The organism is Oharaeibacter diazotrophicus (assembly GCF_004362745.1).
Classification (GTDB): Bacteria; Pseudomonadota; Alphaproteobacteria; order Rhizobiales; family Pleomorphomonadaceae; genus Oharaeibacter; species Oharaeibacter diazotrophicus.
In genome coordinates, this window is the sequence record NZ_SNXY01000010.1 from 340,883 (window position 1) to 365,686 (window position 24,804).

Here is a 24,804-nt window from a genome sequence, read left to right on the forward strand (position 1 = left end):
GCCGTCATGGACGACGCGACGACGGATTTCCGGGCGGTCCTCGAGACGGAATACGGCTGGGTCCGCGCACGGCGGAGCGGAGCGGCGCCGAAACTGGATGCGGCCGCGAAGCCGCCTGAGAACCTCGCCGGCCTCGCCCTCTCCGGCGGCGGCATCCGTTCGGCGAGCTTCTGCATGGGTGCGCTGCAGGCGCTCCACAAGCACGGCCTGTTCCAGCCGATGGACTATCTCTCGACGGTCTCGGGTGGCGGCTACGTCGGCGCGGCCGTCACCGCGGACTACGACCGCCGGGCGGCGGCGAGTACGAAGGAGGCGCCGGACGACGCGAAGCGCATCGCGTTGCCGATCGGCCTTCCGCTTCCGGTCCCCGCGGCGACGCCGTCCGACTTCGGACTTGCGCAGTCGGAGGGCGCGGCTGGCGGCCTCTACGGCGACAGCCCTCTGGTCCGCCACATCCGCGACCACGGCAACTTCCTGGCGCCGCACGGCTTCCGGGACGTCCTGACGTCGCTCGCGATCCTCGCCCGCGGTCTCGTCGTCAACGCGGTGATCACCGCGAGCCTGATGATCCTCGCCGCGATCCTGGTCGCGCCGGTGTACCGCACCACCCTGTGCGACGTCGTGATTTCCGAAGGTGGTGGAGGGATCGACGAGGTCGCTGGACCCGGCGGTCCGGTGATCGAGCCGCGCGTGTCCAAGTCGCTGGCGGCGACGTGGTGGAGCGGCACCGCCACGGACTGCGTTTCCCCTCCAAAGGGTCCCCTCCCGACCGCGCTCGCCTGGAGCGACGCCTTTCCCGTGACCCTCGTCGCCGTCGGCCTGTTCGCGGCCTTCTGCGTCGTCTGGGCCCTCGTCCGGTCGTGGCGGGAGAGCCGCAACGACGGTGTCCGCGGGCTCGGCGAACCGGACAGCCGTGCCGCCCGGGGCGCCGCCGTGGCCATGGTGCTCGTCGCCGGCATCGTCGTCGTCGAGGCGATCGGCCCGCTGCTCAACGCGGTCGCGCTGCCGGACCTGACGTCGGTGCTCGGCGACTTCGAGGTCGCGATCCTGCCGATCCTCGCCGGCAGCGGCCTCGTCGGCGCGTTCTGGCAGCGCCTCGCCGGCCTGATCGGGCAGGCGCGGACCGATCCCCGCTGGTCGGCCGCGATCAAGGCTGTGACCGCCAAGGCGCTGCTGCTGGCGGCCGCCCTGGCGGTGCCGCTGCTGTTGTTCGCAGCCTTCCTCGAACTGGTGGCGGCCGCGGTGGTGCGGACGCCGCCGGCGGGCTGGCCGGCCGTGCCGAACGGGATCGTCGGCGGCGTGCCCCTCGCCGTCGGCGTCGTCGGGGCGGTGGTCACGGTCGCCCGCTTCGGCCTGGCCGCGCGACGCCACCGGGCGAACGGGGATCCGCTCAGGCCGGGCCCGGCGGCCGTGGTCGCCGCCGGGGTCGTCGCGCTTCCGATCGTGTTCGGGGTGGTCGTGCTCCGCGAAACCTGCATGACCGGTCCGCAGTGGCAGGTCTGGCGCGATCTCGCCGGCCTCGGGACGGTGCTGACCGTCGCCGCCTATTTCTTCACGCCCAACGCCAGTTCGCTGCACCGGCTCTACCGCGACCGTCTCGCGGTCGCCTTCGACATCACCCCGACCGAACCGCCGCCCGACGGCGGACGGCTGCAGGCCGACGGCGAGAGGCTGACCTTCGCGCGCCTGCGAGATCATCTCGCGAAGGCACCGCGGGCGACCGGCCCGTTCCCGATCGTCAACGCGACGATCAACGTGCCGGGATCGAGCACCGTCAACCGCCGCGGACGCAACGCCGACATCTTCACCTTCACACCGACCCACGTCGGCAGCGAGGCGACCGGATGGGTGCCGACCGCCTGGATGGAGGCCGCGGAACGGCAGCTCGACCTCGCCACGGCCGCGGCGATCTCCGGCGCGGCGGTGTCGTCGAGCATGGGCCGGGTCGGCATCCCGATGCTCGCCTTCACCCTCGCGCTCTTCAACGTCCGCCTCGGCTTCTGGCTGCGCAATCCGCGGGCGCTCCGGGAGGCGGCCGGAGGCGGACGGAAAACGGCGGCGAAGCCCACCCGCGATCCGGAGACCATCGCCGCGCGGGCGTCCCGCGACGACTGGCGCCTGCCCTATCTCGGCGCCGAGATGTTCAACCGGCTCGATGAGAAGCGGGCGCGGATCTACGTCACCGACGGCGGCCACATCGAGAATCTCGGGCTGTACCAGCTCCTGAAGCGGCGCTGCGCCTTCGTCGTCGTGGTCGACGGCGAGGCCGATCCCGGGCTCGACTGCGGCGCAATGGTCGACGCCGAGCGCTTCGCGCGCATCGACGAGGGCATCCGGATCGAACTGCCGTGGGAGGCGATCCGCGATGCCGGGCGGGTCCGCCGCGCCGCGCGGCTGAAGGGCGAGCTCCCGCCGCCCGGCCCGAAGAGCGCCCACGCCGCCGTCGGCCGCATCCGCTATTCGGACGGCCGCGAGCCGGAGGAGGGCGTGATCCTCTACGTCAAGGCCAGCCTGACCGGCGACGAGAACGACTACGTGCTCGATTACGCCCGGCGCTATCCGGAGTTCCCGCACGAGACGACGGCGGACCAGTTCTTCTCCGAAGAGCAGATGGAGGCCTATCGCGCCCTCGGCTTCCACGCCATGGACCACGCGCTGTCGTGCGCTGCGGACGCCGGGCAGGCGGTGCTGCTGAACCGGCTGCGGATGGTGCTCGGGGCGACGGGTGCGCCCGCGGTCGTCGTCGGGGCGCCCGCGCCCGCGCCGGTGCGGCGTTCGCGGGCCGCCCGCCCGGCGCCCGTGCCGGGTCGCGACCGGCCCGGACGCTGATCGCGGCCCCGCCGAAACGAAAACCCCGCAAAAAACGAAAGCCCCGCCGGGGGCGGGGCTCGGAGGTCGGCGCGGCGAGGCAGAAGCCGGATCAGGCGATCTCTCGGATGTCGTCGGGCTCGCGCAGCACGTAGCCGCGGCCCCAGACGGTCTCGATGTAGTTCTTGCCGTCGGTGGCGTTGGCGAGCTTCTTGCGGAGCTTGCAGATGAAGACGTCGATGATCTTCAGCTCCGGCTCGTCCATGCCGCCGTAGAGATGGTTGAGGAACATCTCCTTGGTCAGCGTTGTGCCCTTCCGGAGCGAGAGGAGTTCCAGCATCTGGTACTCCTTGCCGGTCAGGTGGACGCGCTGGCCGCCGACTTCGACGGTCTTGGTGTCGAGGTTGACGACGAGGTCGCCGGTCACGATCACCGACTGGGCGTGGCCCTTCGAGCGGCGGACGATGGCGTGGATGCGCGCGATCAGCTCGTCCTTGTGGAACGGCTTGGTCATGTAGTCGTCGGCACCGAAGCCGAGACCGCGCACCTTGTCCTCGATGTTGCCGAGACCCGACAGGATCAGGATCGGCGTCTTCACCTTGGACACGCGCAGCGTGCGCAGCACCTCGTAACCGGACATGTCCGGGAGGTTGAGATCGAGCAGGATGATGTCGTAGTCGTAGAGCTTCCCGAGGTCTATGCCTTCCTCGCCGAGGTCGGTCGTATAGACGTTGAAGCTTTCGGACTTCAGCATGAGCTCGATGCTCTGTGCGGTCGCGCTGTCGTCCTCGATCAGCAAAACGCGCATGCCTGATCCCCTCGTATCTCGCGGCCCCGCGCTCGACGTCCTGTCGGCGCCCGGACCCGGCAATGCCGGTCATTCGACGTCGGACTTCAGCCTAGCGCCCAATGGTTAACAAACTCTGATTCCCGGCTGCAAGCGGATTGCACAAGAGTCTGCGAAATTGGACGCACGGCCTTCTGATTCCAGTCGGATTCGAATAGGCAAATGCTTCTGTGACGGTTTAACGGATCGACCTAAGCGACTCCCCGGACTCTGCCTTCCGGCTTGTCCACAGGCGCCGCCTCCGCTCTGGCTCGACCGGTCGCCGAGCCGTCCTCAAATCATTAACGGCCCGCGTTAACGAAGGGTTACACTCCCGAATCAGTTCGGACGTTCTTCGACAGGTCTTCGCAATGTCCATGGAAGGGCTGATCGCCGAGATCGACGCGATCCGCGGTCTCGAGGTCTACGGCCGAGTCGCCTCGGTCCAGGGCCTGATGGTGGAGGTCGCCGGCCCCGTGCAGGAGATGAGCGTCGGCACCCGCCTCGCCGTCACCGGCTTCTCCGGCGCCACCGTCGGCATGGAGGTCGTCGGCTTCCGCGGCGAGCGGGCGCTCTGCCTGCCGTTCGGCTCGATGGAGGGCGTGCGCCTCGGCGCCAAGGCCCGCATCGTCGCCAATGCCGCGACCGTGCGGCCGTCTGACGGCTGGCTCGGCCGCGTCGTGAACCCCTTCGGCGAGCCGATCGACGGCAAGGGCCCGATCCGCGGCGGCGGCGACGAGCGGCCGCTCCGGGCGATGCCGCCGGCAGCCTCCGAACGCCAGCGCGTCGGCGCGCCGATCGACCTCGGCGTGCGCGTCCTCAACACCTTCGCCACCTGCTGCCGCGGCCAGCGCATGGGCATCTTCGCCGGCTCGGGCGTCGGCAAGTCGGTGCTGTTGTCGATGCTGGCGCGCTACACCGCCTGCGACGTCTCGGTGATCGGCCTGATCGGCGAGCGCGGCCGCGAGGTCCAGGAGTTCATCGAGGACGACCTCGGCGAGGACGGCCTCGCCCGCTCGGTCGTCGTGGTCGCCACCTCCGACGAGAGCGCGCTCTTGCGCCGGCAGGCGGCCTATCTCACCTTCACCGTCGCCGAGCACTTCCGCGACACCGGCCGCGACGTGCTCTGCATGATGGATTCGGTCACCCGTTTCGCCATGGCCCAGCGCGAGATCGGCCTGTCGGTCGGCGAGCCGCCGGCGTCCAAGGGCTACACCCCGACGGTGTTCGCCGAACTGCCGCGCCTGCTCGAGCGCGCCGGGCCCGGGCGCTACGGCCAGGGCTCGATCACCGGCCTCTTCACGGTGCTGGTCGACGGCGACAACCACAACGAACCGGTCGCCGACGCCGTCCGCGGCATCCTCGACGGCCATATCGTGATGGAGCGGTCGATCGCCGAGCGCGGCCGCTATCCGGCGGTCAACGTGCTGAAGTCGGTGTCGCGCACAATGCCCGGCTGCGTCGAGCCGGAATGGCGGCCGATGATCCGCGAGACCAAGAAGTTGATGGCGACCTACGCCGACATGGAGGAGTTGATCCGGCTCGGCGCCTATCGCAAGGGCTCCAACCCCGAGGTCGACGCGGCGATCGCGCTGTCCGGGCCGATCGAGGCCTTCCTGACCCAGGGCAAGGACGAGAGCACCGGCCGCGAGGAAGGTTATCGCGAACTCGCCAACCTTTTGGAAAGCACTCTGGGGTTAAGGTTCCCGCCATCCGGAGGGTGAGTAACCGATGAAGTCCCGTAACAGTCTCATCCGGCTCAAGCGGTTCCAGGTGGACGAGAAGCGCCGCCAGGTGACCCAGATCGAGGTGATGATCGCCGAGTTCGAGCGCATGGCCGCCGAACTCGACGAGCAGATCCTGGCGGAGCAGAAGCGGGTCGGCATCTCCGACGTCGCCCACTTCGCCTACCCGACCTTCGCCAAGGCCGCGATGCAGCGGCGCGACAACCTGATGGTCTCGGCCGACGACCTGCGCGTCCAGCTCGACGCCGCCCGGGCCGCCCTGTCCGAGGCCGTCGAGGACATGAAGAAGATCGAACTGATCGAGGAGCGCGACCACGTGCGCGAGCGCGCCGAGGCCGACCGGGTGGAACAGGACCACCTCGACGAGGTCGCCGCGCGGCTGTCCTTCCGGATGGCGTGAGGCCGCCTAGGGAATCGCGACGGGCGAGACGAGAAAGGCCGGGCCGCCCCGTGGGCGCCCGGCCTTCGTCGTTCTCGGGCTTCAGATCCGGTGCGGCGCGAGCCTCTCGTAATACGGCGTCGCCGCCTCGGCGATGCGGGCGAGGTCGGCGGGGAGGGTGGCGCGGTCGACGTCGGCGCGGGCCGGGCCGAAGCCGGTCGAGGCCTCGACGGCGTGGTACCAGTGCGGCGCCCAGACGCCGTCGCTCGCCCGCCGGCCCGCCGGCCAGGACAGCATCTCCTCCCGGAACGGGATGCCGAGGGCGGCGGAGAGCCGGCCGAGGGCGCCGCGCGGGTCGGCCAGCACGTCGTTGCCCTCGATCACCGGCGGCGCCGCGCCGAGGCGGTCGGCGACGCGGTCGAAGATTTCGGCCTGACGGCGGAAGCCGATGTCGTCGAGCGTGACCGCCTCGCGTTTCTGGACGTAGGAGGCGAGAACGCTCTCCGGGCGGCGGATCAGGAAGGCGCTGGTCACCCCGTCGATCCAGTCGAGGTCGAATCCGGGCAGCATGTGGTGGGTCATGTGCTTCTGGTAGAACACCGTCCGGCCCTCCGGCACCGGGCCGAGCGCGCGCGCGGCGACGGCGGCCGGGTCGGTGTCGCCGGCGGCGATCACCGCGGCGCGCATCGGGTGGTCGAGGCCGGTGGCGGCGAGATAGGCGGCGTAGAAGGGCTCGTCCCAGACCGCCGTGTCCGGCCGGTTCTCGAAGCTGCGCATCATCGCGGTGGAGATGTTGCGCGGGCCCGACCACATGGCGATGCGGACGGGGGCGGTGCTGTCGGTCATGCGGCGGCTCGCGGATCGGCGGGTGGAGCGGATCTCCCCTCAATCCCGCGCCCGGGTGGTCGCGGTCAAGCCCGCGCCGCGATGAACGCGACATGAACGCCGTGGACGGAGCGGGTTCAGCCGGGCTGCCGCAGTCTCGCCATCACCCGGCCGCGGATGCGGCACGGGGCCGGGGGCTCAGCCATGCGGGCGTTCGTCGTAGCCGTCCTTCTCCTCGCCGCCGTGGTCGCCGCCGCCGCCGGCGCGCCGTCCAACCGGCGCGTCGAAGCCGTGCACGGCCACGCCTCCGCGGTAGCGACGGCCGGGGCCGGCGCGAGTGCGCGCTATCCCTGACGCGCCCGCGCCGCGTCACCCTGCCGCGGCGCTGCCGCCGGCGTTGCGACCAAGGGGGAAGCCTCGTCGATCTTGACGATTTCGTGGCGCACCGGCACGCTGGGGCTACGTCTTGGAGGGGACGTCCATGCTCGCGACCGCAGCCCTGACCGCCGCCGCCGTTCTGGTGATCGCCTTCGTGGCCATTCGCGCCGCCAGCGGCTACAGCCGCCTCGGCGAGCACGTGGAGCGGGTCGATCCGCCGCGCCCGCGTCGCCTCGCCTTCCAGGGCGCCTTCCCGACCGGCCGGACCCGCCGCCGCCGCTGAGCGTCGCCACCGCGCCGGCGCCGCGACCGGGCGGAACGCTGCACGGCCGCGCGGCGTCGCCGGGGGAGGGGAACGGGCGGCCGTCGCGGCCGCCCGTGGTGTCGTGTGCCGAGGCGGGTCCCCGGGGGGGCCGCCGCGGTGCACTCAGCTCTCTTCGGGGAACTGGTCGATCGGGACGAGGAACATCACCTCGTAGGCGTCCTCGTCGTCCTCTTCCTCTTCCTCTTCGTCCGCGTCTTCGGCGAGCGCCTCGGCGTCGTCGCCCTCGGCCGCGTCCTCGTCGTCCTCGCCGAACTCGTCGTCGAAGTCGCCGTCCTCGAAGTCGTCGAACACCGCGACCTCGTCCTCGCTGGCCTCGCGCACGGTGAAGGCGGCGACGCCGTCCCAGAGCGGCCGGCCCTCGACGGTGAGCGACTTCAGGTCGTCCTTGAAGCCGTCGCTGGAGAACAGCGCCTCGGCATCCTCGCGGTCGGCGTCGGTGACGGCGATGGCGACGCCGTCGATCAGAAGGGTGTGCATGGCAGGCCTTTCCTCGCCCTTGTGGCGCCGCGGCGCGGCGCCGGCTGCGGCGCGTCCATCCGGGATGGACGCGCGTCGGTGTGTCGAACGATCGGGAGCCGGCGAAGGCTCCACGGCGCCGCGACCATTGACGATCGCCGACGACGGTCCGATGACGACCGCCGCCGGGGGTGAGCGGACGACGCCGCGCGGTGGCTCCGCGTCAGGCGTTGAACTTGAAGTGCAGCACGTCGCCGTCCTGCACCACGTATTCCTTGCCCTCGTCGCGGGCCTTTCCGGCCTCCTTGGCCTTGACCTCGCCGAGGGTGACGAAATCGTCGTAGCCGATGGTGTGGGCGCGGATGAAGCCGCGCTCGAAGTCGGAGTGGATCACGCCGGCGGCCTGGGGCGCCTTGGTGCCGCGGGTGATCGTCCAGGCGCGGGCCTCCTTCGGCCCGGCGGTGAAGTAGGTGATCAGGCCGAGGAGATCGTAGCCGGCCCGGATCAGCCGGTCGAGCCCCGGTTCCTCGAGGCCGAGGGTCTCGAGGAACTCGGTCTGCTCCTCGTCGGAGAGCTGGGCGACCTCGGCCTCGATGGCGGCGGAGATCACCACCGCCTTGGCGCCCTGGCGGGCGGCCATGGCGAACACCGCCTCCGAGTGCCGGTTCCCCTTCGCGGCCGAGGCCTCCTCGACGTTGCAGACGTAGAGCACGGGCTTGGAGGTCAGGAGGTTGAGCTGGCGGAAGGCGTCCTCGGCGCCCTGCGGCACCGCGACGGTGCGGGCGGGCCGGCCGTCGCGCAGCGCCTCGAGGGCGAGGTCCATGATCTCGACCTGCTCTCTCGCCTCCTTGTCGCCGCCCTGGGCGCGCTTCCTGAGCGGCACGACCCGGCGCTCGAGGCTCTCGAGGTCCGACAGCATCAGCTCGGTCTCGACCGTCTCGGCATCGGCGACCGGATCGACCCGGCCCTCGACGTGGGTGATGTCGCCGTCCTCGAAGCAGCGCAGCACGTGGGCGATGGCGTCGACCTCGCGGATGTTGGCGAGGAACTGGTTGCCGAGGCCCTCGCCCTTGGAAGCGCCGCGGACGAGACCGGCGATGTCGACGAAGGTCAGGCGGGTCGGGATGATCTGCGCCGACTTCGCCGACTGGGCGATCTTCGTCAGCCGCGGGTCGGGAACCGCGACCTCGCCGGTGTTCGGCTCGATGGTGCAGAAGGGATAGTTGGCCGCCTGCGCGGCGGCGGTCTTGGTGAGGGCGTTGAAGAGCGTGGACTTGCCGACGTTCGGCAGGCCGACGATGCCGCACTTGAAACCCATGGCTGGAAGACTTTCCGGACGTGATCGCGATCGGGACGTTGGTGCGGTTCTTGGGGGAGCGCGGCCGGAAGGTCAAGCGCCACGCCCGCGATGGCGCGCCATCGTTCAATTCCGCCGGGTCCGATTATGTCGGCCTTAAGGCCGCGATGCTATCCGTGGTGGACGAATGCGGAGCGCGCGCATGCCTGATCTGCGGACCCACGACCTGCTCCGGCTCCAGACCGACGTCCTCAAGGCGGTCGCCCTCGACGCCGGGCTGGCCGAGGTCGCGGACCTGATCTGCCGGCGGGCCGAGGCGATGGCGCCGGGAGCGACCTGCTCGGTCGTGCTGATCGACGAGACCGCTCGGATCCGTCCGCTCGCGGGCCCGAGCCTGCCGCCGGCCTATTGCGAGGCCATCGACGGCCTCGAGATCGGTCCCGAGGTCGGCTCCTGCGGCACGGCGGCCCATCGCGGCACCGAGGTGATCGTCACCGACATCGAACACGATCCGCTCTGGGCATCCTTCAAGGAACTCGCGCTCGGCTTCGGCCTCAGGGCCTGCTGGTCGAGCCCGATCAAGGACGAGACCGGCGGCGTCGTCGCGACTTTCGCCTTCTACTATGGCGAATGCCGCGGCCCGACCACGCTCGAGCGCCGCATCGTCGAGACCTGCATCGACCTCTGCGCCATCGCCATCCGCCACCACGCGGTGCAGACGCGGATCTCGCGGCTCGCCTACACCGACACCATGACGCAGCTGCCGAACCGCGTCGCCTTCGAGGACTTCGCCACCGCGGCGCTGGTGCGCGGCGGTGTCGGTACCGTCGGCATCCACTACATCGACCTCGACGACTTCAAGACCGTCAACGACACCCTCGGCCACCGGGTCGGCGACGAGTTGCTCGCCGCCGTGGCGCAGCGCATCGCCGCCGCGGTGCCGGCCGGGGCGCTGGTGGCCCGGCTCGGCGGCGACGAATTCGCGATCTGCTGCCCGGCCGAGAGCATGGCCGCCCAGGAGTCGGTGGCCGTGGCGGTGCTGGCGGCGTTCCGCCAGCCCTTCGCGGTCGGCGAACACATGCTCGCCTGCGGCGTCAGCGTCGGCGTCGCCGTCGCCACCTCGGCCGGCGGCGACCTCGAGGTGCTGTCGCAGCGCGCCGACACCGCGCTCTACAGCGCCAAGGCGGCCGGACGGAACACCTACCGCTTCTTCTCCGACGAGATGGCCGACGCCGTGCAGCGGCGCAGCGCGCTCCGCGCCGATCTCGCCCAGGCGCTCGCCGGCGGGCAGTTCCACCTCGTCTACCAGCCGCTGGTCCAGATGGACACCCAGGCCGTGACCGGCTTCGAGGCACTGTTGCGCTGGACGCACCCCGTCCACGGCGCGATCCCGCCGGATCGCTTCGTCCCGCTCGCCGAGGAAATGGGCGCGATCGTCGAGATCGGGCACTGGGTGCTCGACCACGCCCTCGCCGACGCCGCGACCTGGCCGCCGAGCATCGGGCTGTCGGTCAACGTGTCGCCGATCCAGCTCGAGGATCCCGGTTTCGCCGCCGCGGTGACGCTGGCGTTGCTGCGCCACGGCGTCCGGCCGTCCCGCCTCGCCGTCGAGGTCACCGAAACCGCGCTGTTCGAGAGCGGCGGCACCACCCGGCGCACGCTCGACGACCTCAAGGCGCTCGGCGTCGGCATCGTGCTCGACGACTTCGGCACCGGCTACTCCTCGCTGAGCCTGATCCGCGACCGCCGCTTCAGCAAGCTCAAGATCGACAAGTCCTTCGTCGACGGCCTTGGCGTCGACCCCGACTGCAACGCCATCGTGCGCGGCACCCTCGGCGTCGCCCGCGCCACCGGCTTCCGCACCACCGCCGAAGGCATCGAGACCGCCGCCCAGCTCGCTTGGCTGCGCGACAACGGCTGCGACGAGGGCCAGGGCTTCCTGATCGCCCGCCCGATGCGACCGGACGCCGTCGCCGACTTTCTCGCCGCCCGCGCATCCGGCGCGGTCCTGCGCCGGGCCTGACCGCAAGGGCCTTACAGCTTCGGCTTTCCGCCCTTCGGGCGCTGGGCCATCAGCCCGCGCAGCATTGCCGCCATGGCGTTGCGATCGGTGCCCTTCGCCGCGGGCGCGTCCGCGGCCGGAGCGTCCGCGGCCGGGGCGGCCGCTGCCGGGGCGGCCGCTGCCTCGCCGCCGGCCTCGCGCGGCTTCTTCGGCGGCTTGGTCGGCTTCTCCGGGGTGAGCAGCAGGTGGATGCGGTTGCCGAACGTGTCGTCGTGGCCGGTCGCGACGTCGTCGACGTGGCCGGCGACCGCGTCGAGCAGCGGGTCGAGCCAGGCCTGGTCGGCCTTGGCGAAGTCGGAGAGCACGTGGGCGTGCACCAGCTCGCGCTGGCCGGGGTGGCCGATGCCGAGGCGCATGCGGCGGTAGCCGTCGGTGATCTGGCTGGTGATCGAGCGCAGGCCGTTGTGGCCGCCGTGGCCGCCGCCGACCTTCATGCGCAGCTTGCCCGGCGGCAGGTCGAGCTCGTCGTGGAGCACGACGACGTCGGTCGGGGCGAGCTTGAGGAAGCGCACCGCCTCGCCGACGGCGCGGCCGCTCTCGTTCATGTAGGTCTGCGGCTTCATCAGCAGCACCCGCTCGCCGGCGATCGTGCCCTCGGCAACCTCGGACTGGAAGTTCTTCCGCCACGCCGGGAAGCGCCAGCGCGCGTGGATGCGGTCGACCGCCATGAAGCCGATGTTGTGGCGGTTGCCGGCGTATTTCGCGCCGGGATTGCCCAGTCCGGCCAGGATGATCATCGTCCGTGCCTCCGCCCGCTCGCCGCGCCGGCCCGCCGGCGCCCGGAATGGAAACGGGGCCCCGGCCGTGCGGCCGGGACCCCGTGGGATCGCGTCGCTCCGCGGGGGAGCGTCAGCCCTTCGACTCTTCCGAGGTCGAGGCCGCCGAGCCGGCGATCGTCGCGATGGTGAAGTCGCGGTCGCGGGTCACGGTGCGGGCGCCTTCCGGCAGCTTGACCGCGGAGATGTGGATGCTGTCGCCGATCTCGGCGCCGGTCAGGTCGACCTCGAGATGCTCGGGGATCGCGTCCGGCGACACCTCGAGCTCGACCTCGTGACGGACGATGTTCAGCACGCCGCCGCGCTTCAGGCCGGGCGAGGCTTCCTGGTTGAGGAAGTGCACCGGAACCTCGACGGTCAGCTTCGACGAAGCCGACACGCGCAGGAAGTCGACGTGGATCAGGGTGTCGCGGACGACGTCGAGCTGGTAGTCGCGCGGCAGCACGCGGATCTGCTGGCCGTCGACGTCGATGGTGGCGACGTGGGTCAGGAAGCCGCCGGCGTGGAGACGCTTGGAGGTCTCCTTGGCGTCGATCGAGATCGACAGCGGGGGCTGCTTGTCGCCGTAGATGACGGCCGGAATCTTGCCTTCACGCCGCAGAGCCCGGGCGGACCCCTTTCCCGCCCGGTCGCGCGCGCTGGCCTTGAGCTCGTAGGTGTGAGCCATGGCTTGCCTCGCTCGTATGCTATGGGAGATCGGGAGCGGCCGTCGCGGCCGCCCACGCGTCCGCGCTCCCTCCAGGGGGGTCGGCACGGACGCCGGCTCCATAGCCGCAAAGCGCCGGAAACACAAGGCCGCGGCGCGGATTTCCGCCCCGCGCGGCCCGAGGGATCTCCCGCGTCCCGTAAGAAGGCGCTATCGTCCGTCGCCCGCCGGTGCGGCGGAGCCCCTCGCGGACACCAGTCCTCCCATGCGTACGGTCCCGGTCCTCTTCGCCGCCCTCCTCGTCCTCGCCGCCGATCCGGCGGCGGCCGCCAAGCGCGTCGCGCTGGTGATCGGCAACGGCGGCTACGCCAACCTGTCGCCGCTCGACAACCCGACCCGCGACGCCGTCGCGATCGCCGGCGTGCTGCGCGCCAACGGCTTCGAGGTCGCCGAGCACACCGACCTCGACCGCGCCGACTTCCTCGACGCCCTCGACGGCTTCCGCGACACCTCGCGCGGCGCCGACCTCGCCGTGGTGTTCTACGCCGGCCACGGCATGGAGGTCGACGGCAAGGACGTCCTCGCCCCGGTCGACATGGCGCTCGCCTGCGACACCCGCGAGGCCAAACGCGCCGTGCCGATCGACGCCCTGTTCGAGGCGGCCGAGGGCGCCGCGCACAAGGTGGTGCTGCTCGACGCCTGCCGCTCCGACCCGTTCCCGCAGTGCCCGAAGCGCGGCGCCGAGGCCGGCGGCTTCCGCGGCCTCGCCCGCGTCGCCTCGACTGGCTCGACCCTGATCGCCAACGCCACGCTGAGCGGTTCCGTCGCCGCCGACGGCGCGCCCGGCGAACATTCGCCCTTCGCCCGGGCGCTGCTCGCCCGCTTCGAGAACGGCCGCACCGTGCCGTTCCGCGACCTGCTCGACGAGGTCGCCGAGGACGTCCGCGTCGCCACCGACGGCGCCCAGATCCCCGAGGTGACCAGCCGCGGCGGCTCGCCGAAATTCTGCCTCGCCGGCGAGGACTGCGAGGGCTACGTGCTCGCCGCCGCGGCGACCGACGTCTCGACCCGGCTGGTCGGCGCGTTGCCGAAGCCCGCGGTGGTGCCGCGCACCGACCACCCGGTCGGCACCCTGTTCCGCGACTGCACCGACTGCCCGGAGATGACCGTGCTGCCGGCCGGCAAGCTGCTCCTCGGCTCGGCCGCGACCGAGGCCGGCCACGACGCCTCCGAGGCGCCGCAGGTCGCCGTGACGATCGCCCGGCCGTTCGCGGTCTCGACCCACGAGATCACCTTCGACGACTGGGAGACCTGCGCGCTCGAGGGCGGCTGCCCCTCGACGCCGCCGAAGGACGCCGGCTGGGGCCGCGGCAAGCGGCCGGTGATCTACGTCGGCCACAAGGACGCCGAGGCCTACGTCACCTGGCTGTCGGCCGCCACCGGCCGGCGCTACCGGCTCCTGTCGGAGGCGGAATGGGAATACGCCGCCCGCGGCGGCACCACCGGCGCCTACGCCAGCGGCGACAGGCTCGCCAAGGGCTCGGCCAACGTCGACTTCTCGCTCAGCGGCGATCTCGCGCTCGCCGGCGCCTACGAGGGCCGCACCGCCGAGGTCGGCAGCTTCGCGCCCAACCCGTTCGGGCTCTACGACGTCCACGGCAACGTGGCGGAATGGGTCGCCGACTGCTGGACGCCGAACCACCAGGGCGCGCCCACCGACGGCAGCCCGCGCGGCGGCGACTGCGGCCGCCGCGTCGTCAAGGGTGGCGCGTGGTACTTCGAGCCCGCCGCCGCCCGCGTCGCCGCGCGCACCAGCTACCCCGAGGACAAGCGCCTCAACGTCGTCGGCTTCCGCATCGCCCGCGACATGGAGTGAGGCCGGGCTCGCGCCCGGCCCCCGTTCCCGTCCCGACTGCCGGTGTTCAGAAGCTCCGCATCAGCGAGTTGGCGCTCTCGCTGATCAGCGGCTTCTGCTCGAGGCCGAAGGACTTGCGCGCGGTCACGCGGACGTGGTGCGCGGTGTAGACGTAGAGTTCGACCGACTCGATCTTGCGGTCGCCGTTGCCGGTCGGATCGGCGTCGGCGGCGCCCGAGAGGCCCTCGAGCAGCCAGCGGGTGAACAGGCCGGTGCCGAGTTCGGGATCGACCAGGGTCTGCTGGTTGCGGTCGGCGGCGGTGAAGACCGAGAGGCCGGGGATCGGCTTCTCCGGCAGCACCGCGACGTCGGTGTCCGGCAGGTTCGGCGGGTCGACGAGGTCGCTCACCGAGGTCGGGAAGGAGGCCTCCAGCGCGACCGTCAGGCCGGGGGTGCCGAGCTTGCCGAGGGCTTCGTAGACGTCCTGCAGCGCCACCGCGGTCTCGGCGAGGCGAGCGGGGTCGGCGTCGACCGGCAGCAGGTAGGCCTTGCCGGTGGCGGGATCCGACAGGCCGTGGCCGGAGACGTAGAGGATCAGCGAGTTGGTCGGCTTGGCCTTGGCGAGGTCGCCGTCGGGCGCGAACAGTTTCAGGAGATCGGCGCGGGTGAGGTTGTCGCGCGCCACCACGGCGTTCGCGGGATAGCCGAGCCGGTCGGTCAGAAGCGCCTTGAAGGCGGCGGCGTCGCGCTCGGCATGGTCGTTGCCGGGAATGCCGGACTTGTAGCCGCCGAAGCCGAGCACCAGGGCGACCGAGCCCGGGGGCGGCGGCGGCGTCGCGGCCGGCGAGAAGGCGAGCACCTTCTCCACCGTGGTCGCGACCGGCACGCCGACGTATTCGGGCGCGCGGCAGTAGTTCTGGCCGTCGGTCGGGCAGAAGGAGCGGCCGGTCAGGCGCTCGAGGCGCAGCACCTCGGCCGGCGGCATCCAGCCGGTGACCTCGATGCAGCTCTCCGGGCACCAGGCGACGCCGTTGGCCCTGGCGAGGGCGTCGAGGTCGGCCTTGGAGCGCAGCGTGCCCTTCGGGCGCGGCAGACAGCCGGCGTTGCAGGCGACGACGCCGGCGGGCTTCTTGCCGTAGGCGCTGGTCATCAGCGCGACGAGGTCGGCGTCCATGCAAGGCGTGCCGCCCTCGTAGCCGGCGACGCCCGCGGGCGGCCGCTTGGCGACCTTCGGCGGCACCTTCTTCTGGGTGACCCGCTTCGGCGGCGGGGGCGCGGCCGGCGGCGGCTGGTCGACCACCTTCGGGGGCGGCGGCGGGGCGACGACGCAGAGCCCGTCGATCCGCGACAGCCCGGCCTCGCAGACGCAGCCGCCGGGTGTCTGGACCTCGCCGGTCGGGCACTTGGGGTTGGACAGGAACCAGAAGGTGGCGACGTCGAACGCGCCCGCGGGCCGCGACATCGGCGCCGCGTCGTCCGCGGCGCCCGGCCGTTCGGACGCCTCCGCCGGCGCCACGACCAGTGCGGCCAACGCCGCGAACACCGTCACCCGTCGCCGAAAACCGGCCATGACCTGAAACATACCCGTCTCCCTCATCGCCGATACCGCGAAGCGGACGGCGCGCAGTCTAGACAAGAGAGGTTGCCAGGGAAACAACGCACGGCCGGGATTCGCGGAAAACCGGCCGTGCCATCGGAGGAACAGGCGATCGTCGCACGCGCGAGCCGGTAGAATTCCGAAGGCCCGCGGCCCGCGACGATCCCGGATCGCCGGGCCGTCGCGGCGGCGTCAGTCGAACAGGCTCGACACCGACTGCTCGGCGGCGGTGCGCGCGATCGCCTCGCCCATCAGCGGGGCGATCGAGATGGTTCGCAGCTTCGGCGACTGCGCCTGCGCGGCCGTGGCCTGGATCGAATCGGTGACCACCATCTCCTTCAGGCGGGAATCGCCGATGCGGGCGACCGCGCCGCCGGAGAGCACGCCGTGGGTGGCGTAGGCGGTGACCGAGCGGGCGCCCTTGGCGAGCAGCGCGTCGGCGGCGTTGCAGAGCGTGCCGCCGGAATCGACGATGTCGTCGACCAGGATGCAGTCGCGGCCGTCGACCGAGCCGATGATGTTCATCACCTCGGACTCGCCCGGGCGCTCGCGGCGCTTGTCGACGATGGCGAGCGGGGCGTCGATGCGCTTGGCGAGCGCGCGGGCGCGCACCACGCCGCCGACGTCCGGCGAGACCACCACCACGTTGTCGACCGCGTAGCGCTCCTTGATGTCGCGCACCAGCACCGGGGCGGCGAACAGGTTGTCGGTCGGGATGTCGAAGAAGCCCTGGATCTGGCCGGCGTGCAGGTCGAGCGTCAGCACGCGGTCGACGCCGGCGTGGGTGATCAGGTTGGCGACCAGCTTGGCCGAGATCGGCGTGCGGCCGGAGGAGCGGCGATCCTGGCGGGCGTATCCGAAATAGGGCAGCACCGCGGTGATGCGCTTGGCCGAGGAGCGGCGCAGCGCGTCGGTGAGGATCAGCAGCTCCATCAGGTTGTCGTTGGCCGGGAAGCTGGTCGACTGGACGACGAAGACGTCCTCGCCGCGCACGTTCTCCAGGATCTCGACGAAGATCTCCTGGTCCGCGAAGCGGCGGACGGACGTCTTGGTCAGCCCGAGATCGAGATAGTCGGCGATCGCTTCGGAGAGCGGCCGATTGGAGTTGCCGGCGACGAGCTTCATCGGTGGGGACCTCGGATTGCGGACCGGGCGGGACAGTCCGCGGGCGTCCCCGGCCACGTTTCGCGCGGGGTCTTATCACCCGCGACCGGTCGCGTAAACCGCCGTCGGCGGCGGTTTCCCATGCGCCGATGGTCGCGACGGCCCGGTCGCGCGCCGCCCGTCAGATCGCCCGGCCCGGCTGCGGCGCGGCCGCCACGGCCGCCGGCGGAGCGCCCGCGGCGGGACGCTGGTTCACCCAGGCGTAGACCTGCTCGACCGTGCGCGCGGCCACCGCCGCCAGCACCTGGTCGCCGACACCGGACCACGGATCGGCCTCGGCGGTCGAGGCGACCTCGACGCCGGTGATGCGGTGCAGGCGGTTGTTGTTGGCGTCGACGATGTCCCAGACGTAGGTGACGTTGACGCCGGCGTCGCCGCCGACCGCCGACAGGAAGCCGAGCAGGCGGTAGCTCGCGGTCGGGTCGCCGCGGCGCACCAGGGTGAGGTTGCGGCCCTTGGCGTAGGTGGCGATCTCGCGGGCGAGGGTGTCCTGCTTGTTGGTGGGCACGCCGAGGATCTGGTCGAAGCGGAACGAGGCCTGGGCCGCCGGCACCGGCGGCGGGTTCGGCCGGGTCGCCTCGGGCGGGGCGGCGACGGTCGGCGCCGTGACGTCGCGCCCGGCGCCGGTCCGGCCGGCGCCGCCGGCCTGACAGGCGGCGAGCACGAGGGCGGCGAGGAGGGCCGTGGCGACGCGTCCGCGTCCGACGACGCGACCGGCCGGCCGCCCCAGATCTGCGTTCATGCCTGTCCTCCCGCCGGCCCGGGGCCGATTTCCCCGCTGCGACGACCGTTTGTGGACGACGCGGCGTCCGCGTTCAAGCCCCGCGCGAAGCGAAGGACCCGCATTTCAGCCGACCACCGGCAGCGCGAGCGGCAACCGCGACAGCGGTTCCGGCGCGCCGGTGGTGGTGAGGTAGCTGCGGCCGACGCACATCGCCGTGCCGCTGTCGGAGTCCATCAGGATCATGTGCGCGAACAGCACCATGCCCGGCACCACCGCGGCGGGGTTGTCGCGGTAGAACATCGGCCACTCCATCCAGCTCGGCGTGAAGCGGGCGCCGAGCGAATAGCCGCAAGCGGCGAGGCGGTGCGCCGCGAGGCCGCGGGCGTCCATCGCCGCGGCGTGGGCGTCGAAGACGTCGCCGAAGCTGCGGCCGGGCACCATCGCCGTCTCGACGGCGGCGAGCGCGTCGAGCGCGGCGGCGTGCAGTTCGACGTGGCGCGGCCGCGGCCGTCCCACCACCACCGTGCGCATCAGCGCGGCGTGGTAGTGCCGCCAGACCCCGGCGAACTCCAGCGTCAGCTGGTCGTCGGCGGCGAGGATGCGCCGGCCGCTCTTGTAGCGGCAGAGCAGGGCGTCCTCGCCCGATCCGATGATCACCTCGTTGCCGGGATAGTCGCCGCCGGCGGCGAAGATCGAGCCCTGCAGGGCGGCGAGCACGCGGCCCTCGTCGGCGCCCGGGCGGATCTCGGCCATGGCGGCGTCGAAGGCGTCGTCGGCGAGGGCGGCGGCCTTGCGCACGAAGGCGATCTCGGCCGGCGACTTCACCACTCTGAGGGCCGGCACGAGGTCGGAGGCGTCGACCAGCTCGCCGCGGCCGGCGAGACCCGCGTCGAGGGCGCGGCCGTTCTTCGCCGTCAGCCCGTGGGTGTCGTACTCGACGCCCAGCCGGCCGCCGAGGAGCCCGAGGTCGGCGAGCATGTCGGCGAGCTGCGCCACCGGGCCGGCGTCGGCGCGGTCGACCCAGACGCGGACGTCGGCGATGTCAGAGGTGTGGCGGGCCTGCCGGAGGTCGGCCGAGCGTGTCAGCAGCGCCATCCGGCCGTCGGCGCCGACGGCGAGGCACTGGAAGAAGCAGAAGCCGAAGGTGTCGTAGCCGGTCGCCCAGTACATCGATTCCTGGGCGAACATCAGCAGGCCGTCGAGGCCGCGGGCGCGGATCGACGCCGTCAGCGCGGCGCGCCGGGCGGCGTATTCGGCCTCGTCGAAGTGCAGCGCCATGGCCGGCTCCCTCAGGTGGGTTCGAGCACGATGCCGGAGAGATGGCGGCCGTAGTCGGGCTCGCCGCGGTGGGTCGTCCGGCGGTAGGAGAAGAAGCGCGCCTCGTCGGAATAGGTGCAGAGCCCGAGGTCGGCGACGGTGCCGACGCCGGCGCGGGCGAGGCGGAAGGCGATGTAGGCCGGCAGGTCGAACAGCGCGTGGCCGTCCCGGCCCGACGGCCGGAACCAGCGTTCGACCTCCTCGCCGGCGGCGGCGAAGCGGCCGACGAATTCCGGGCCGACCTCGTAGGCCGCCGCCGAGATCATCGGTCCCACGACGGCGCGGATCCGGCCGCGTTCGGCGCCGAGCCGCTCCATCGCGTCCACCGTCGCCTCGAGCACGCCGCCGAAGGCGCCTTTCCAGCCGGAATGGGCGGCGCCGACAACCCGCGCGTCGGCGTCGGCGAACAGCACCGGGCCGCAGTCGGCCGACGACACCGCGATCGCGAGGCCCGGCCGGTCGGTGACGAGGGCGTCGGCCTTCGGGTTGTCCTCCGGCGCCCACGGGGCGGTGGCGTGGACGACGTCAGGGGAGTGGACCTGATGGCAGGTCACCAGCGCGTCGCGGCCGACGCCGAGCGCCTCGGCGATCCGGCCGCGGTTCTCCAGCACCCGATCCCGGTCGTCGGCGGAGCCGAGGCCGGTGTTGAGGCTGCCGTAGATCCCCTCCGAGACGCCGCCGGCGCGGGTGAACCAGCCGTGCCGGATGCCGGGGAGGTCGGCGAGCGCCGGGGCGGTGATCATCGTCGACATCGAGGCCCTCCGAATCGGCGGCGATGGTGGCAGAGCGGCCGGCGCTGTCAAATCGCGACGGCGTCGAAGCCGGGCACGTTCAGGCCGCCCGTCACCGCCATCACCTTGAACAGCGTGCCCATCTCCTCCGGGCCGGCGAGGCGCTCGACCGCGGCCACGATCGTCTCGCGCTCGCGCTCGGAGCGGCCGGCGCCGAGCCGGCCGGCGCGTTCGAGCAGGCCCATGGAGAGCAGGAACTCGCCCTGGGTCACCGGTCCGTGCACCCGCGCCCCGGCGGCGCGGCAGGCGCGGGCGAGGGCGCCGAAGTCGACGTGGGCGGTGAGGTCGGCCTCGCCGGGGGCGGCGAGCGCGTCGGCGTAGGCGTGGCGGCGGACCGCCTGCAGCGTGTCGCCGAAGCCGCTCTCGGCGTGGCCGTAGTCGATCGCGAGCAACGCGCCGCCCTCGGCGGCGATGCGGGCGGCGAGCCGCGCCGCGATCGCCTCGGCGGCAAGGTTGACCTCGGCGACGGCGCCCTCGGGCGCGGCCTCGGCGCCGGGCGGCAGCAGCGCCGGGTCGACCGTGCCGGCGGCGAGGCCGAAGGCGAGGCCGCCGTCGTCCGAAAGGCCGACGCGCCGCTCGGCCCAGCCGCCGCCGGCGCGCACGAACTGGCGGATCGGCAGCGCGTCGAAGAACTCGTTGGCGACCACGATCGCCGGCCCCGGCGGCAGGGTCGCGACGTCGGCGTGCCACGTCGGCGCGGCGAGACCGGCGAGGCTGGCGGCCTGCACTTGGCGCAGGTGCGGGCTGGTCTCGACGAGGTGGACGTCGGCCGCCGCGAGGAAATCCGGCGCCAGCCGGGCGGCGCGCAGGAGGTCGCGCATCAGCGTGCCGCGGCCCGGGCCGAGCTCGACGAGCCGGACCGAGGCCGGCGCGCCGAGGGCGGCGTGGACGGCGAGGCACCAGATCCCGATCAATTCGCCGAACATCTGGCTGATCTCGGGCGCCGTGACGAAGTCGCCGGTGGCGCCGAAGGGATCGCGGGTGGCGTAGTAGCCGTGTTCGGGATCGCCGAGCGCCAGCGCCATGTAGTCGGCCACCGGGATCGGCCCGGTCGCCGCGATCAGGGCGCGGATGCGCTCGCCGAGCGGGTTCACGGCCCCGGCCCCGCGGACGGGCCGGCGGTGCGGCCCGAGACGGCGAGCGCGATCATCGCGAGGCCGACGAAGCCCATCGCCGCCGACAGCACCATGCCCATGGTGACGACGTCGAAGGCGAGGTAGCCGACCTGCGGGTCGGGCTCGCGGAAGAACTCGACGACGATGCGCGCGAGGGCGTAGCCGACGCCGAACAGGCCCGTGACGAGGCCCGGCCGCTTCAGCGCCGGCGTGCGCCAGACCACCAGCGTCAACACCACGAACAGCACCAGCCCCTCGAGCCCGGCCTCGTAGATCTGGCTCGGGTGACGCGGCACGTCGCCGCCGCGCGGGAACACCACCGCCCAGGAAACGTCGGTCGGGCGGCCGTAGAGCTCGCCGTTGACGAAGTTGGCGAGCCGGCCGAGCAGCAGCCCGATCGGCACCGCAGCGGCGGCGGCGTCGAACACCGACCAGAAGTTCAGCTTCCGGCCGCGGGCGAACAGGATCATCGCCAGCGCCGCGCCGGTCATGCCGCCGTGGAACGACATGCCGCCGTCCCACACCTTCACGATCTCGAGCGGGTCGGAGAGATAGTAGTCCAGGTTGTAGAAGGCGACATAGCCGAGCCGGCCGCCGAGCACGACGCCGAAGGTGATCCAGACCAGGAGGTCGTCGACGCCGAGCGCGTCCATGCGGGGGCCGGCCGGCCACAGCCGATCGGTCGCCACGAGGCGGCGGACGTACCACCAGCCGAACAGCAGGCCGGCGACGTAGGCGAGCGCGTACCAGCGGATCGCGAAGGGCCCGAAGGAGACGAGGATCGGATCGATCGCCGGGAAGGGTATCACCAGGATGGGCATCGCACCTGCCGTCGGGAGCGGGGGCTCCACGTCGCGGCGAGGTATCCCGCGACCGGCCGGCGCCGTCAACCGCAGCGCGCCGGCACCCCCAACAAGGTTACGTAAGTCCAACGGATTTTCCATATCGCGCATTTTGCTGCTATCTTGCGCGCGTGGCTGCGGGGGTATCACTTGCCATCCGCCATGTTCCGGGGGTTCCATGTCGTTCAATCGTATCAGCGCCGCCGTCGCGGTCGCCGTGCTCGTCGTGTCGGCCGTTCCGGCGGTCGCGCTCGACCGTCACGTCAAAATCGTGAACAAGACCGACTTTTCGATCGTCGAGTTCTATGCTTCCAGCGTCGGCCAGGACAACTGGGAGGAGAACATCCTCGGCAACGACGAAGTGCCGCCGGGCGGCAACGTCAACGTCAACATCGACGACGGCACCGGCTACTGCAAGTACGACCTGAAGGTGGTGTTCAGCGACGGCGACGAGGTCGTCAAGAACGCCATGAACGTCTGCGAGGTCGGCACTTTCACGATCAACTGAGCCGTCGGACGCCACCCGCCGCGCGAGGGGATCGCGCGGCGGGTGGCGTCCGTCCGGATCGCGACCGGCTCGTCCGCGCGGGGCCCGACTTGATCGCGGCCCCGCGCGGCGCCACATAGGGGGCGCCGCGCGATCGGGGCGCGGGCGAAGCGGAGAGCCGTGATGACGCACACCCAGGGCCGTCTGTTCGACGAGTTCGCCAAGCTCATGAACGACGCCGCCGGCGTCGCCCAGTCGGCCCGCCGCGAGGTCGAGACCGCGATGCGCTCGCAGGCCGACCGCGTCGTCTCCGAACTCGACCTCGTCCGCCGCGAGGATTTCGAGATCGTCCAGGCCCTCGCCGCCAAGGCGGTCGCCGAGGTCGAGCGCCTCGCCGCCCGCGTCGCCGACCTCGAGGCGCGCCTCGCCGTCCGCGACGTCGCCGAGCCCGTTCCGGGCGTCGAGCCGCACGGCACCACGCCCGACGGGGCGAGCGGCGGCGCCTGACCCCGTCTTTCGACATCCACGACCGGACTCGGCCGCGGTCCCTCGGGAACCGTGGCCGAAACGCCATGCGTCCACCGCTTTTTCACCGCGTGCGCAGTGCGGTCGTTCCAAAGCGACGAATCTGCTCCATATTGGGCCCAATCGAGATTCGCGCCCCGGCTCCGGCCGTCGGGCGCCAGGGTTGGCCCCATTTCCGCGGTTCCGCCCCGTCGCGGGCCGCGGGATCACCCGGACGGCCGTCCGCACCCTCCATCCGGTGGGGCGGCCGACGGATCGATTGGGTTCGGAAAACCTCCGGGACGCACCACCCGGAAAGGGCCGATCCCGTTCGCAAAGCGCGAGCTGCGGAGCAGCCGCAACCCTGGAGGTCGATCGTGACCCTCATCGATGTCAACTCCGAACGGCCGGGCAACCCCGTCGACACCATCGAGGTCATCGCCGCGCAGAACGACTGGACGTTCGAGCGCTCCGGCGACGACGAGATCACGGTGTCGATCCAGGGGAACTGGTGCGACTACCACGTCTCCTTCTCCTGGATGGAGGAGATCGAGGCCCTGCAGCTCGCCTGCGCCTTCGACATCAAGGTCCCCGAGACGCGCCGCACCGAGGTGACGCGTCTGCTGGCCCTCATCAACGAGCAGATGTGGATCGGCCACTTCGACCTCTGGCAGGCCGAGGGCGTGGTGATGTACCGCCACGCGCTGCTGCTCGCGGGCCAGATCGAGGCCAGCGACGAGCAGATCGGCGCCATGCTCGAGCACGCGCTCGAGAGCTGCGACCGCTTCTACCAGTCGTTCCAGTTCGTGGTCTGGGCCGGCAAGAGCGCCCGCGAGGCGCTCGACCACGCCCTGATCGAGACGGTCGGCGAGGCCTGAGCGACCGCCGTTTCACCAGGGATGCGAACACCCGAGCCCGGCGGTCCCCCGACCGCCGGGCTTCTTCTTGGGCGCTCGTGCCGCCGTGCCACGGGCTTGTGCGCACGCGCCCGGAACGGCTAGATCGGCCCGAGACCCCGTTTCGATCAGGTGGAGTGCCATGGCCCTGTCCGCGATTTCGTCCCTCGTGCTCGTCGGCGCCGGCAAGATGGGCGGCGCCATGCTGGCGGGCTGGCTCGACCGCGGCCTGCCGGCGGCGGCCGTCACGCTGGTCGATCCCGCGCTCGGGCCGGAGATGGCCGACCTCGTCGCCCGCCACGGCCTCGCGCACGCCACCACCGTCGAGGGCCTCGCGGCGCCGGCGGTGCTGGTGCTGGCGGTGAAGCCGCAGATGATGGCCGGCGTGCTCGCCGCGGTCGCGCCCGTGGTCGGGCCGGAGACGGTGGTGGTGTCGGTGGCGGCGGGCACCACGCTCGCCACCCTCGGCGGCGCGCTCGGCGACGGGCCGATCGTCCGAGTGATGCCGAACACGCCGGCGCAGGTCGGACAGGGCATGTCGGTCGGCGTCGGCAATGCCGCGGTCGGGCCGGAGCAGCGCGCCGTGGTCGACGCGCTGATGCGGGCGGTTGGCGCGACCGCCTGGATCGACGACGAGGGCCTGATGGACGCGGTCACCGCGGTGTCGGGTTCCGGGCCGGCCTACGTCTTCCTGCTCGCCGAGGTACTGGCCGCGGCCGGCCGCGCCGCGGGGCTGCCGGCGGATCTGGCGGCGCTGCTCGCGCGGCAGACGGTGTCCGGCGCCGGCGCGCTGCTCGCCGCCTCCGAGCTCGACCCGGCGACGCTGCGTCGCAACGTCACCTCGCCCGCCGGCACCACCGCGGCGGCGCTCGCCGTGCTGATGGCCGACGACGCGCTGCAGCCGCTGATGACGGCCGCGGTCGCCGCAGCGGCGAAGCGCGGGCGCGAACTCGCCGGCTGAAGCATCGGCGAGGATTGGCGACGAACCG

At 72.2% G+C, this 24,804-nt stretch carries 23 protein-coding genes; 10 read left to right on the plus strand and 13 right to left on the minus strand.

What is annotated here, in order from left to right; translation table 11 throughout:
- Positions 1–6 precede the first annotated feature (6 nt).
- Complete coding sequence (locus EDD54_RS19250; protein ID WP_126539044.1) at positions 7–2,829, plus strand: patatin-like phospholipase family protein; 2,823 nt, start codon at positions 7–9, stop codon at positions 2,827–2,829.
- Between the two features lie 91 nt (positions 2,830–2,920).
- Here EDD54_RS19250 and ctrA read toward each other — a convergent pair whose 3' ends face one another.
- Positions 2,921–3,616, minus strand: a complete 696-nt coding sequence (gene ctrA, locus EDD54_RS19255) for a response regulator transcription factor CtrA (protein WP_126539041.1) — start codon at positions 3,614–3,616, stop codon at positions 2,921–2,923.
- A 395-nt stretch (positions 3,617–4,011) separates the two neighbouring features.
- On the opposite strand from ctrA, the gene fliI reads away from it, so the two are divergent.
- Together fliI and fliJ are read left to right on the plus strand one after the other, a co-directional pair.
- Complete coding sequence (gene fliI, locus EDD54_RS19260) at positions 4,012–5,358, plus strand: flagellar protein export ATPase FliI (protein ID WP_126541816.1); 1,347 nt, start codon at positions 4,012–4,014, stop codon at positions 5,356–5,358.
- A gap of 7 nt (positions 5,359–5,365) precedes the next feature.
- Positions 5,366–5,779: a flagellar export protein FliJ gene (fliJ, locus tag EDD54_RS19265; RefSeq protein WP_126539039.1), complete on the plus strand. Its 414-nt coding sequence runs from the start codon at positions 5,366–5,368 to the stop codon at positions 5,777–5,779.
- An 81-nt stretch (positions 5,780–5,860) separates the two neighbouring features.
- On the opposite strand, the gene EDD54_RS19270 is transcribed toward fliJ, so the two are convergent.
- The gene (locus EDD54_RS19270; RefSeq protein WP_207620561.1) at positions 5,861–6,604 is read right to left on the minus strand and encodes a sulfotransferase-like domain-containing protein; all 744 of its coding nucleotides are present in this window, start codon (positions 6,602–6,604) and stop codon (positions 5,861–5,863) included.
- A 460-nt stretch (positions 6,605–7,064) separates the two neighbouring features.
- Between EDD54_RS19270 and EDD54_RS19275 the strand changes: the two genes are divergently transcribed.
- Complete coding sequence (locus EDD54_RS19275; protein ID WP_126539037.1) at positions 7,065–7,244, plus strand: hypothetical protein; 180 nt, start codon at positions 7,065–7,067, stop codon at positions 7,242–7,244.
- Positions 7,245–7,388: 144 nt separating this feature from the next.
- Here the strand turns inward: EDD54_RS19275 and EDD54_RS19280 are convergent, their stop codons facing one another.
- The gene (locus EDD54_RS19280) at positions 7,389–7,763 is read right to left on the minus strand and encodes a hypothetical protein (RefSeq protein ID WP_126539035.1); all 375 of its coding nucleotides are present in this window, start codon (positions 7,761–7,763) and stop codon (positions 7,389–7,391) included.
- 202 nt (positions 7,764–7,965) lie between these two features.
- Positions 7,966–9,060, minus strand: coding sequence for a redox-regulated ATPase YchF (ychF, locus tag EDD54_RS19285; RefSeq protein WP_126539033.1), 1,095 nt, complete (start codon positions 9,058–9,060; stop codon positions 7,966–7,968).
- A gap of 181 nt (positions 9,061–9,241) precedes the next feature.
- Here ychF and EDD54_RS19290 point away from each other — a divergent pair, with 181 nt between their 5' ends.
- Complete coding sequence (locus EDD54_RS19290) at positions 9,242–11,062, plus strand: putative bifunctional diguanylate cyclase/phosphodiesterase (RefSeq protein WP_165644910.1); 1,821 nt, start codon at positions 9,242–9,244, stop codon at positions 11,060–11,062.
- An 11-nt stretch (positions 11,063–11,073) separates the two neighbouring features.
- Here EDD54_RS19290 and pth read toward each other — a convergent pair whose 3' ends face one another.
- Complete coding sequence (gene pth, locus EDD54_RS19295) at positions 11,074–11,838, minus strand: aminoacyl-tRNA hydrolase (protein ID WP_126539029.1); 765 nt, start codon at positions 11,836–11,838, stop codon at positions 11,074–11,076.
- A gap of 112 nt (positions 11,839–11,950) precedes the next feature.
- Entirely contained in the window at positions 11,951–12,544 is a 594-nt protein-coding gene (locus tag EDD54_RS19300; protein ID WP_126539028.1) for a 50S ribosomal protein L25/general stress protein Ctc, read from the minus strand.
- 244 nt (positions 12,545–12,788) lie between these two features.
- On the opposite strand from EDD54_RS19300, the gene EDD54_RS19305 reads away from it, so the two are divergent.
- Positions 12,789–14,399 carry an SUMF1/EgtB/PvdO family nonheme iron enzyme gene (locus tag EDD54_RS19305; protein WP_165644709.1) on the plus strand — a complete coding sequence of 537 codons (1,611 nt, stop codon included), beginning with the start codon at positions 12,789–12,791 and terminating at the stop codon, positions 14,397–14,399.
- A gap of 46 nt (positions 14,400–14,445) precedes the next feature.
- On the opposite strand, the gene EDD54_RS19310 is transcribed toward EDD54_RS19305, so the two are convergent.
- From EDD54_RS19310 to lgt, 7 genes are all read right to left on the minus strand, one after another.
- Complete coding sequence (locus EDD54_RS19310; protein WP_126539024.1) at positions 14,446–15,960, minus strand: caspase family protein; 1,515 nt, start codon at positions 15,958–15,960, stop codon at positions 14,446–14,448.
- 207 nt (positions 15,961–16,167) lie between these two features.
- The gene (locus EDD54_RS19315) at positions 16,168–17,100 is read right to left on the minus strand and encodes a ribose-phosphate pyrophosphokinase (RefSeq protein ID WP_126539023.1); all 933 of its coding nucleotides are present in this window, start codon (positions 17,098–17,100) and stop codon (positions 16,168–16,170) included.
- Positions 17,101–17,260: 160 nt separating this feature from the next.
- A complete protein-coding gene (locus EDD54_RS19320; RefSeq protein WP_126539021.1) occupies positions 17,261–17,881 on the minus strand; it encodes a hypothetical protein in 621 nt (206 codons plus the stop codon).
- Positions 17,882–17,986: 105 nt separating this feature from the next.
- Positions 17,987–19,141, minus strand: a complete 1,155-nt coding sequence (locus EDD54_RS19325) for a M24 family metallopeptidase (RefSeq protein WP_126539019.1) — start codon at positions 19,139–19,141, stop codon at positions 17,987–17,989.
- An 11-nt stretch (positions 19,142–19,152) separates the two neighbouring features.
- On the minus strand, positions 19,153–19,923 hold the full coding sequence (gene pgeF / locus EDD54_RS19330) for a peptidoglycan editing factor PgeF (RefSeq protein WP_126541814.1): 771 nt from the start codon (positions 19,921–19,923) through the stop codon (positions 19,153–19,155).
- A 56-nt stretch (positions 19,924–19,979) separates the two neighbouring features.
- On the minus strand, positions 19,980–21,065 hold the full coding sequence (locus tag EDD54_RS19335; protein WP_245515823.1) for a class I SAM-dependent methyltransferase: 1,086 nt from the start codon (positions 21,063–21,065) through the stop codon (positions 19,980–19,982).
- On the minus strand, positions 21,062–21,907 hold the full coding sequence (gene lgt, locus EDD54_RS19340; RefSeq protein ID WP_126539017.1) for a prolipoprotein diacylglyceryl transferase: 846 nt from the start codon (positions 21,905–21,907) through the stop codon (positions 21,062–21,064). Before lgt ends, EDD54_RS19335 begins: the two co-directional genes overlap by 4 nt.
- 199 nt (positions 21,908–22,106) lie before the next feature.
- On the opposite strand from lgt, the gene EDD54_RS19345 reads away from it, so the two are divergent.
- The 4 genes from EDD54_RS19345 (at position 22,107) to proC (ending at position 24,776) form a co-directional block, all read left to right on the plus strand.
- The gene (locus tag EDD54_RS19345; RefSeq protein ID WP_126539016.1) at positions 22,107–22,436 is read left to right on the plus strand and encodes a hypothetical protein; all 330 of its coding nucleotides are present in this window, start codon (positions 22,107–22,109) and stop codon (positions 22,434–22,436) included.
- A gap of 162 nt (positions 22,437–22,598) precedes the next feature.
- A complete protein-coding gene (locus EDD54_RS19350; protein ID WP_126539014.1) occupies positions 22,599–22,922 on the plus strand; it encodes an accessory factor UbiK family protein in 324 nt (107 codons plus the stop codon).
- A 374-nt stretch (positions 22,923–23,296) separates the two neighbouring features.
- Positions 23,297–23,797, plus strand: coding sequence for a type III secretion system chaperone family protein (locus EDD54_RS19355; protein ID WP_126539012.1), 501 nt, complete (start codon positions 23,297–23,299; stop codon positions 23,795–23,797).
- A gap of 160 nt (positions 23,798–23,957) precedes the next feature.
- On the plus strand, positions 23,958–24,776 hold the full coding sequence (gene proC, locus EDD54_RS19360; RefSeq protein ID WP_126539010.1) for a pyrroline-5-carboxylate reductase: 819 nt from the start codon (positions 23,958–23,960) through the stop codon (positions 24,774–24,776).
- Positions 24,777–24,804 lie beyond the last annotated feature (28 nt).

What these genes read in the sequence shown, in the direction of transcription:
- EDD54_RS19275 (WP_126539037.1), top strand. Translation starts at nt 7,065, where the DNA reads ATGCTCGCGACCGCAGCCCTGACCGCCGCCGCCGTTCTGGTGATCGCC.
- ctrA (WP_126539041.1), bottom strand. Translation starts at nt 3,616, where the DNA reads ATGCGCGTTTTGCTGATCGAGGACGACAGCGCGACCGCACAGAGCATC.
- lgt (WP_126539017.1), bottom strand. Translation starts at nt 21,907, where the DNA reads ATGCCCATCCTGGTGATACCCTTCCCGGCGATCGATCCGATCCTCGTC.
- pgeF (WP_126541814.1), bottom strand. Translation starts at nt 19,923, where the DNA reads ATGATCACCGCCCCGGCGCTCGCCGACCTCCCCGGCATCCGGCACGGC.
- EDD54_RS19310 (WP_126539024.1), bottom strand. Translation starts at nt 15,960, where the DNA reads ATGTTTCAGGTCATGGCCGGTTTTCGGCGACGGGTGACGGTGTTCGCG.
- EDD54_RS19305 (WP_165644709.1), top strand. Translation starts at nt 12,789, where the DNA reads ATGCGTACGGTCCCGGTCCTCTTCGCCGCCCTCCTCGTCCTCGCCGCC.
- EDD54_RS19320 (WP_126539021.1), bottom strand. Translation starts at nt 17,881, where the DNA reads ATGAACGCAGATCTGGGGCGGCCGGCCGGTCGCGTCGTCGGACGCGGA.
- EDD54_RS19325 (WP_126539019.1), bottom strand. Translation starts at nt 19,141, where the DNA reads ATGGCGCTGCACTTCGACGAGGCCGAATACGCCGCCCGGCGCGCCGCG.
- ychF (WP_126539033.1), bottom strand. Translation starts at nt 9,060, where the DNA reads ATGGGTTTCAAGTGCGGCATCGTCGGCCTGCCGAACGTCGGCAAGTCC.
- EDD54_RS19350 (WP_126539014.1), top strand. Translation starts at nt 22,599, where the DNA reads ATGACGCACACCCAGGGCCGTCTGTTCGACGAGTTCGCCAAGCTCATG.
- pth (WP_126539029.1), bottom strand. Translation starts at nt 11,838, where the DNA reads ATGATCATCCTGGCCGGACTGGGCAATCCCGGCGCGAAATACGCCGGC.
- EDD54_RS19290 (WP_165644910.1), top strand. Translation starts at nt 9,242, where the DNA reads ATGCCTGATCTGCGGACCCACGACCTGCTCCGGCTCCAGACCGACGTC.
- EDD54_RS19345 (WP_126539016.1), top strand. Translation starts at nt 22,107, where the DNA reads ATGTCGTTCAATCGTATCAGCGCCGCCGTCGCGGTCGCCGTGCTCGTC.
- EDD54_RS19315 (WP_126539023.1), bottom strand. Translation starts at nt 17,100, where the DNA reads ATGAAGCTCGTCGCCGGCAACTCCAATCGGCCGCTCTCCGAAGCGATC.
- fliJ (WP_126539039.1), top strand. Translation starts at nt 5,366, where the DNA reads ATGAAGTCCCGTAACAGTCTCATCCGGCTCAAGCGGTTCCAGGTGGAC.
- EDD54_RS19250 (WP_126539044.1), top strand. Translation starts at nt 7, where the DNA reads ATGGACGACGCGACGACGGATTTCCGGGCGGTCCTCGAGACGGAATAC.
- EDD54_RS19300 (WP_126539028.1), bottom strand. Translation starts at nt 12,544, where the DNA reads ATGGCTCACACCTACGAGCTCAAGGCCAGCGCGCGCGACCGGGCGGGA.
- EDD54_RS19280 (WP_126539035.1), bottom strand. Translation starts at nt 7,763, where the DNA reads ATGCACACCCTTCTGATCGACGGCGTCGCCATCGCCGTCACCGACGCC.
- EDD54_RS19270 (WP_207620561.1), bottom strand. Translation starts at nt 6,604, where the DNA reads ATGACCGACAGCACCGCCCCCGTCCGCATCGCCATGTGGTCGGGCCCG.
- proC (WP_126539010.1), top strand. Translation starts at nt 23,958, where the DNA reads ATGGCCCTGTCCGCGATTTCGTCCCTCGTGCTCGTCGGCGCCGGCAAG.
- fliI (WP_126541816.1), top strand. Translation starts at nt 4,012, where the DNA reads ATGGAAGGGCTGATCGCCGAGATCGACGCGATCCGCGGTCTCGAGGTC.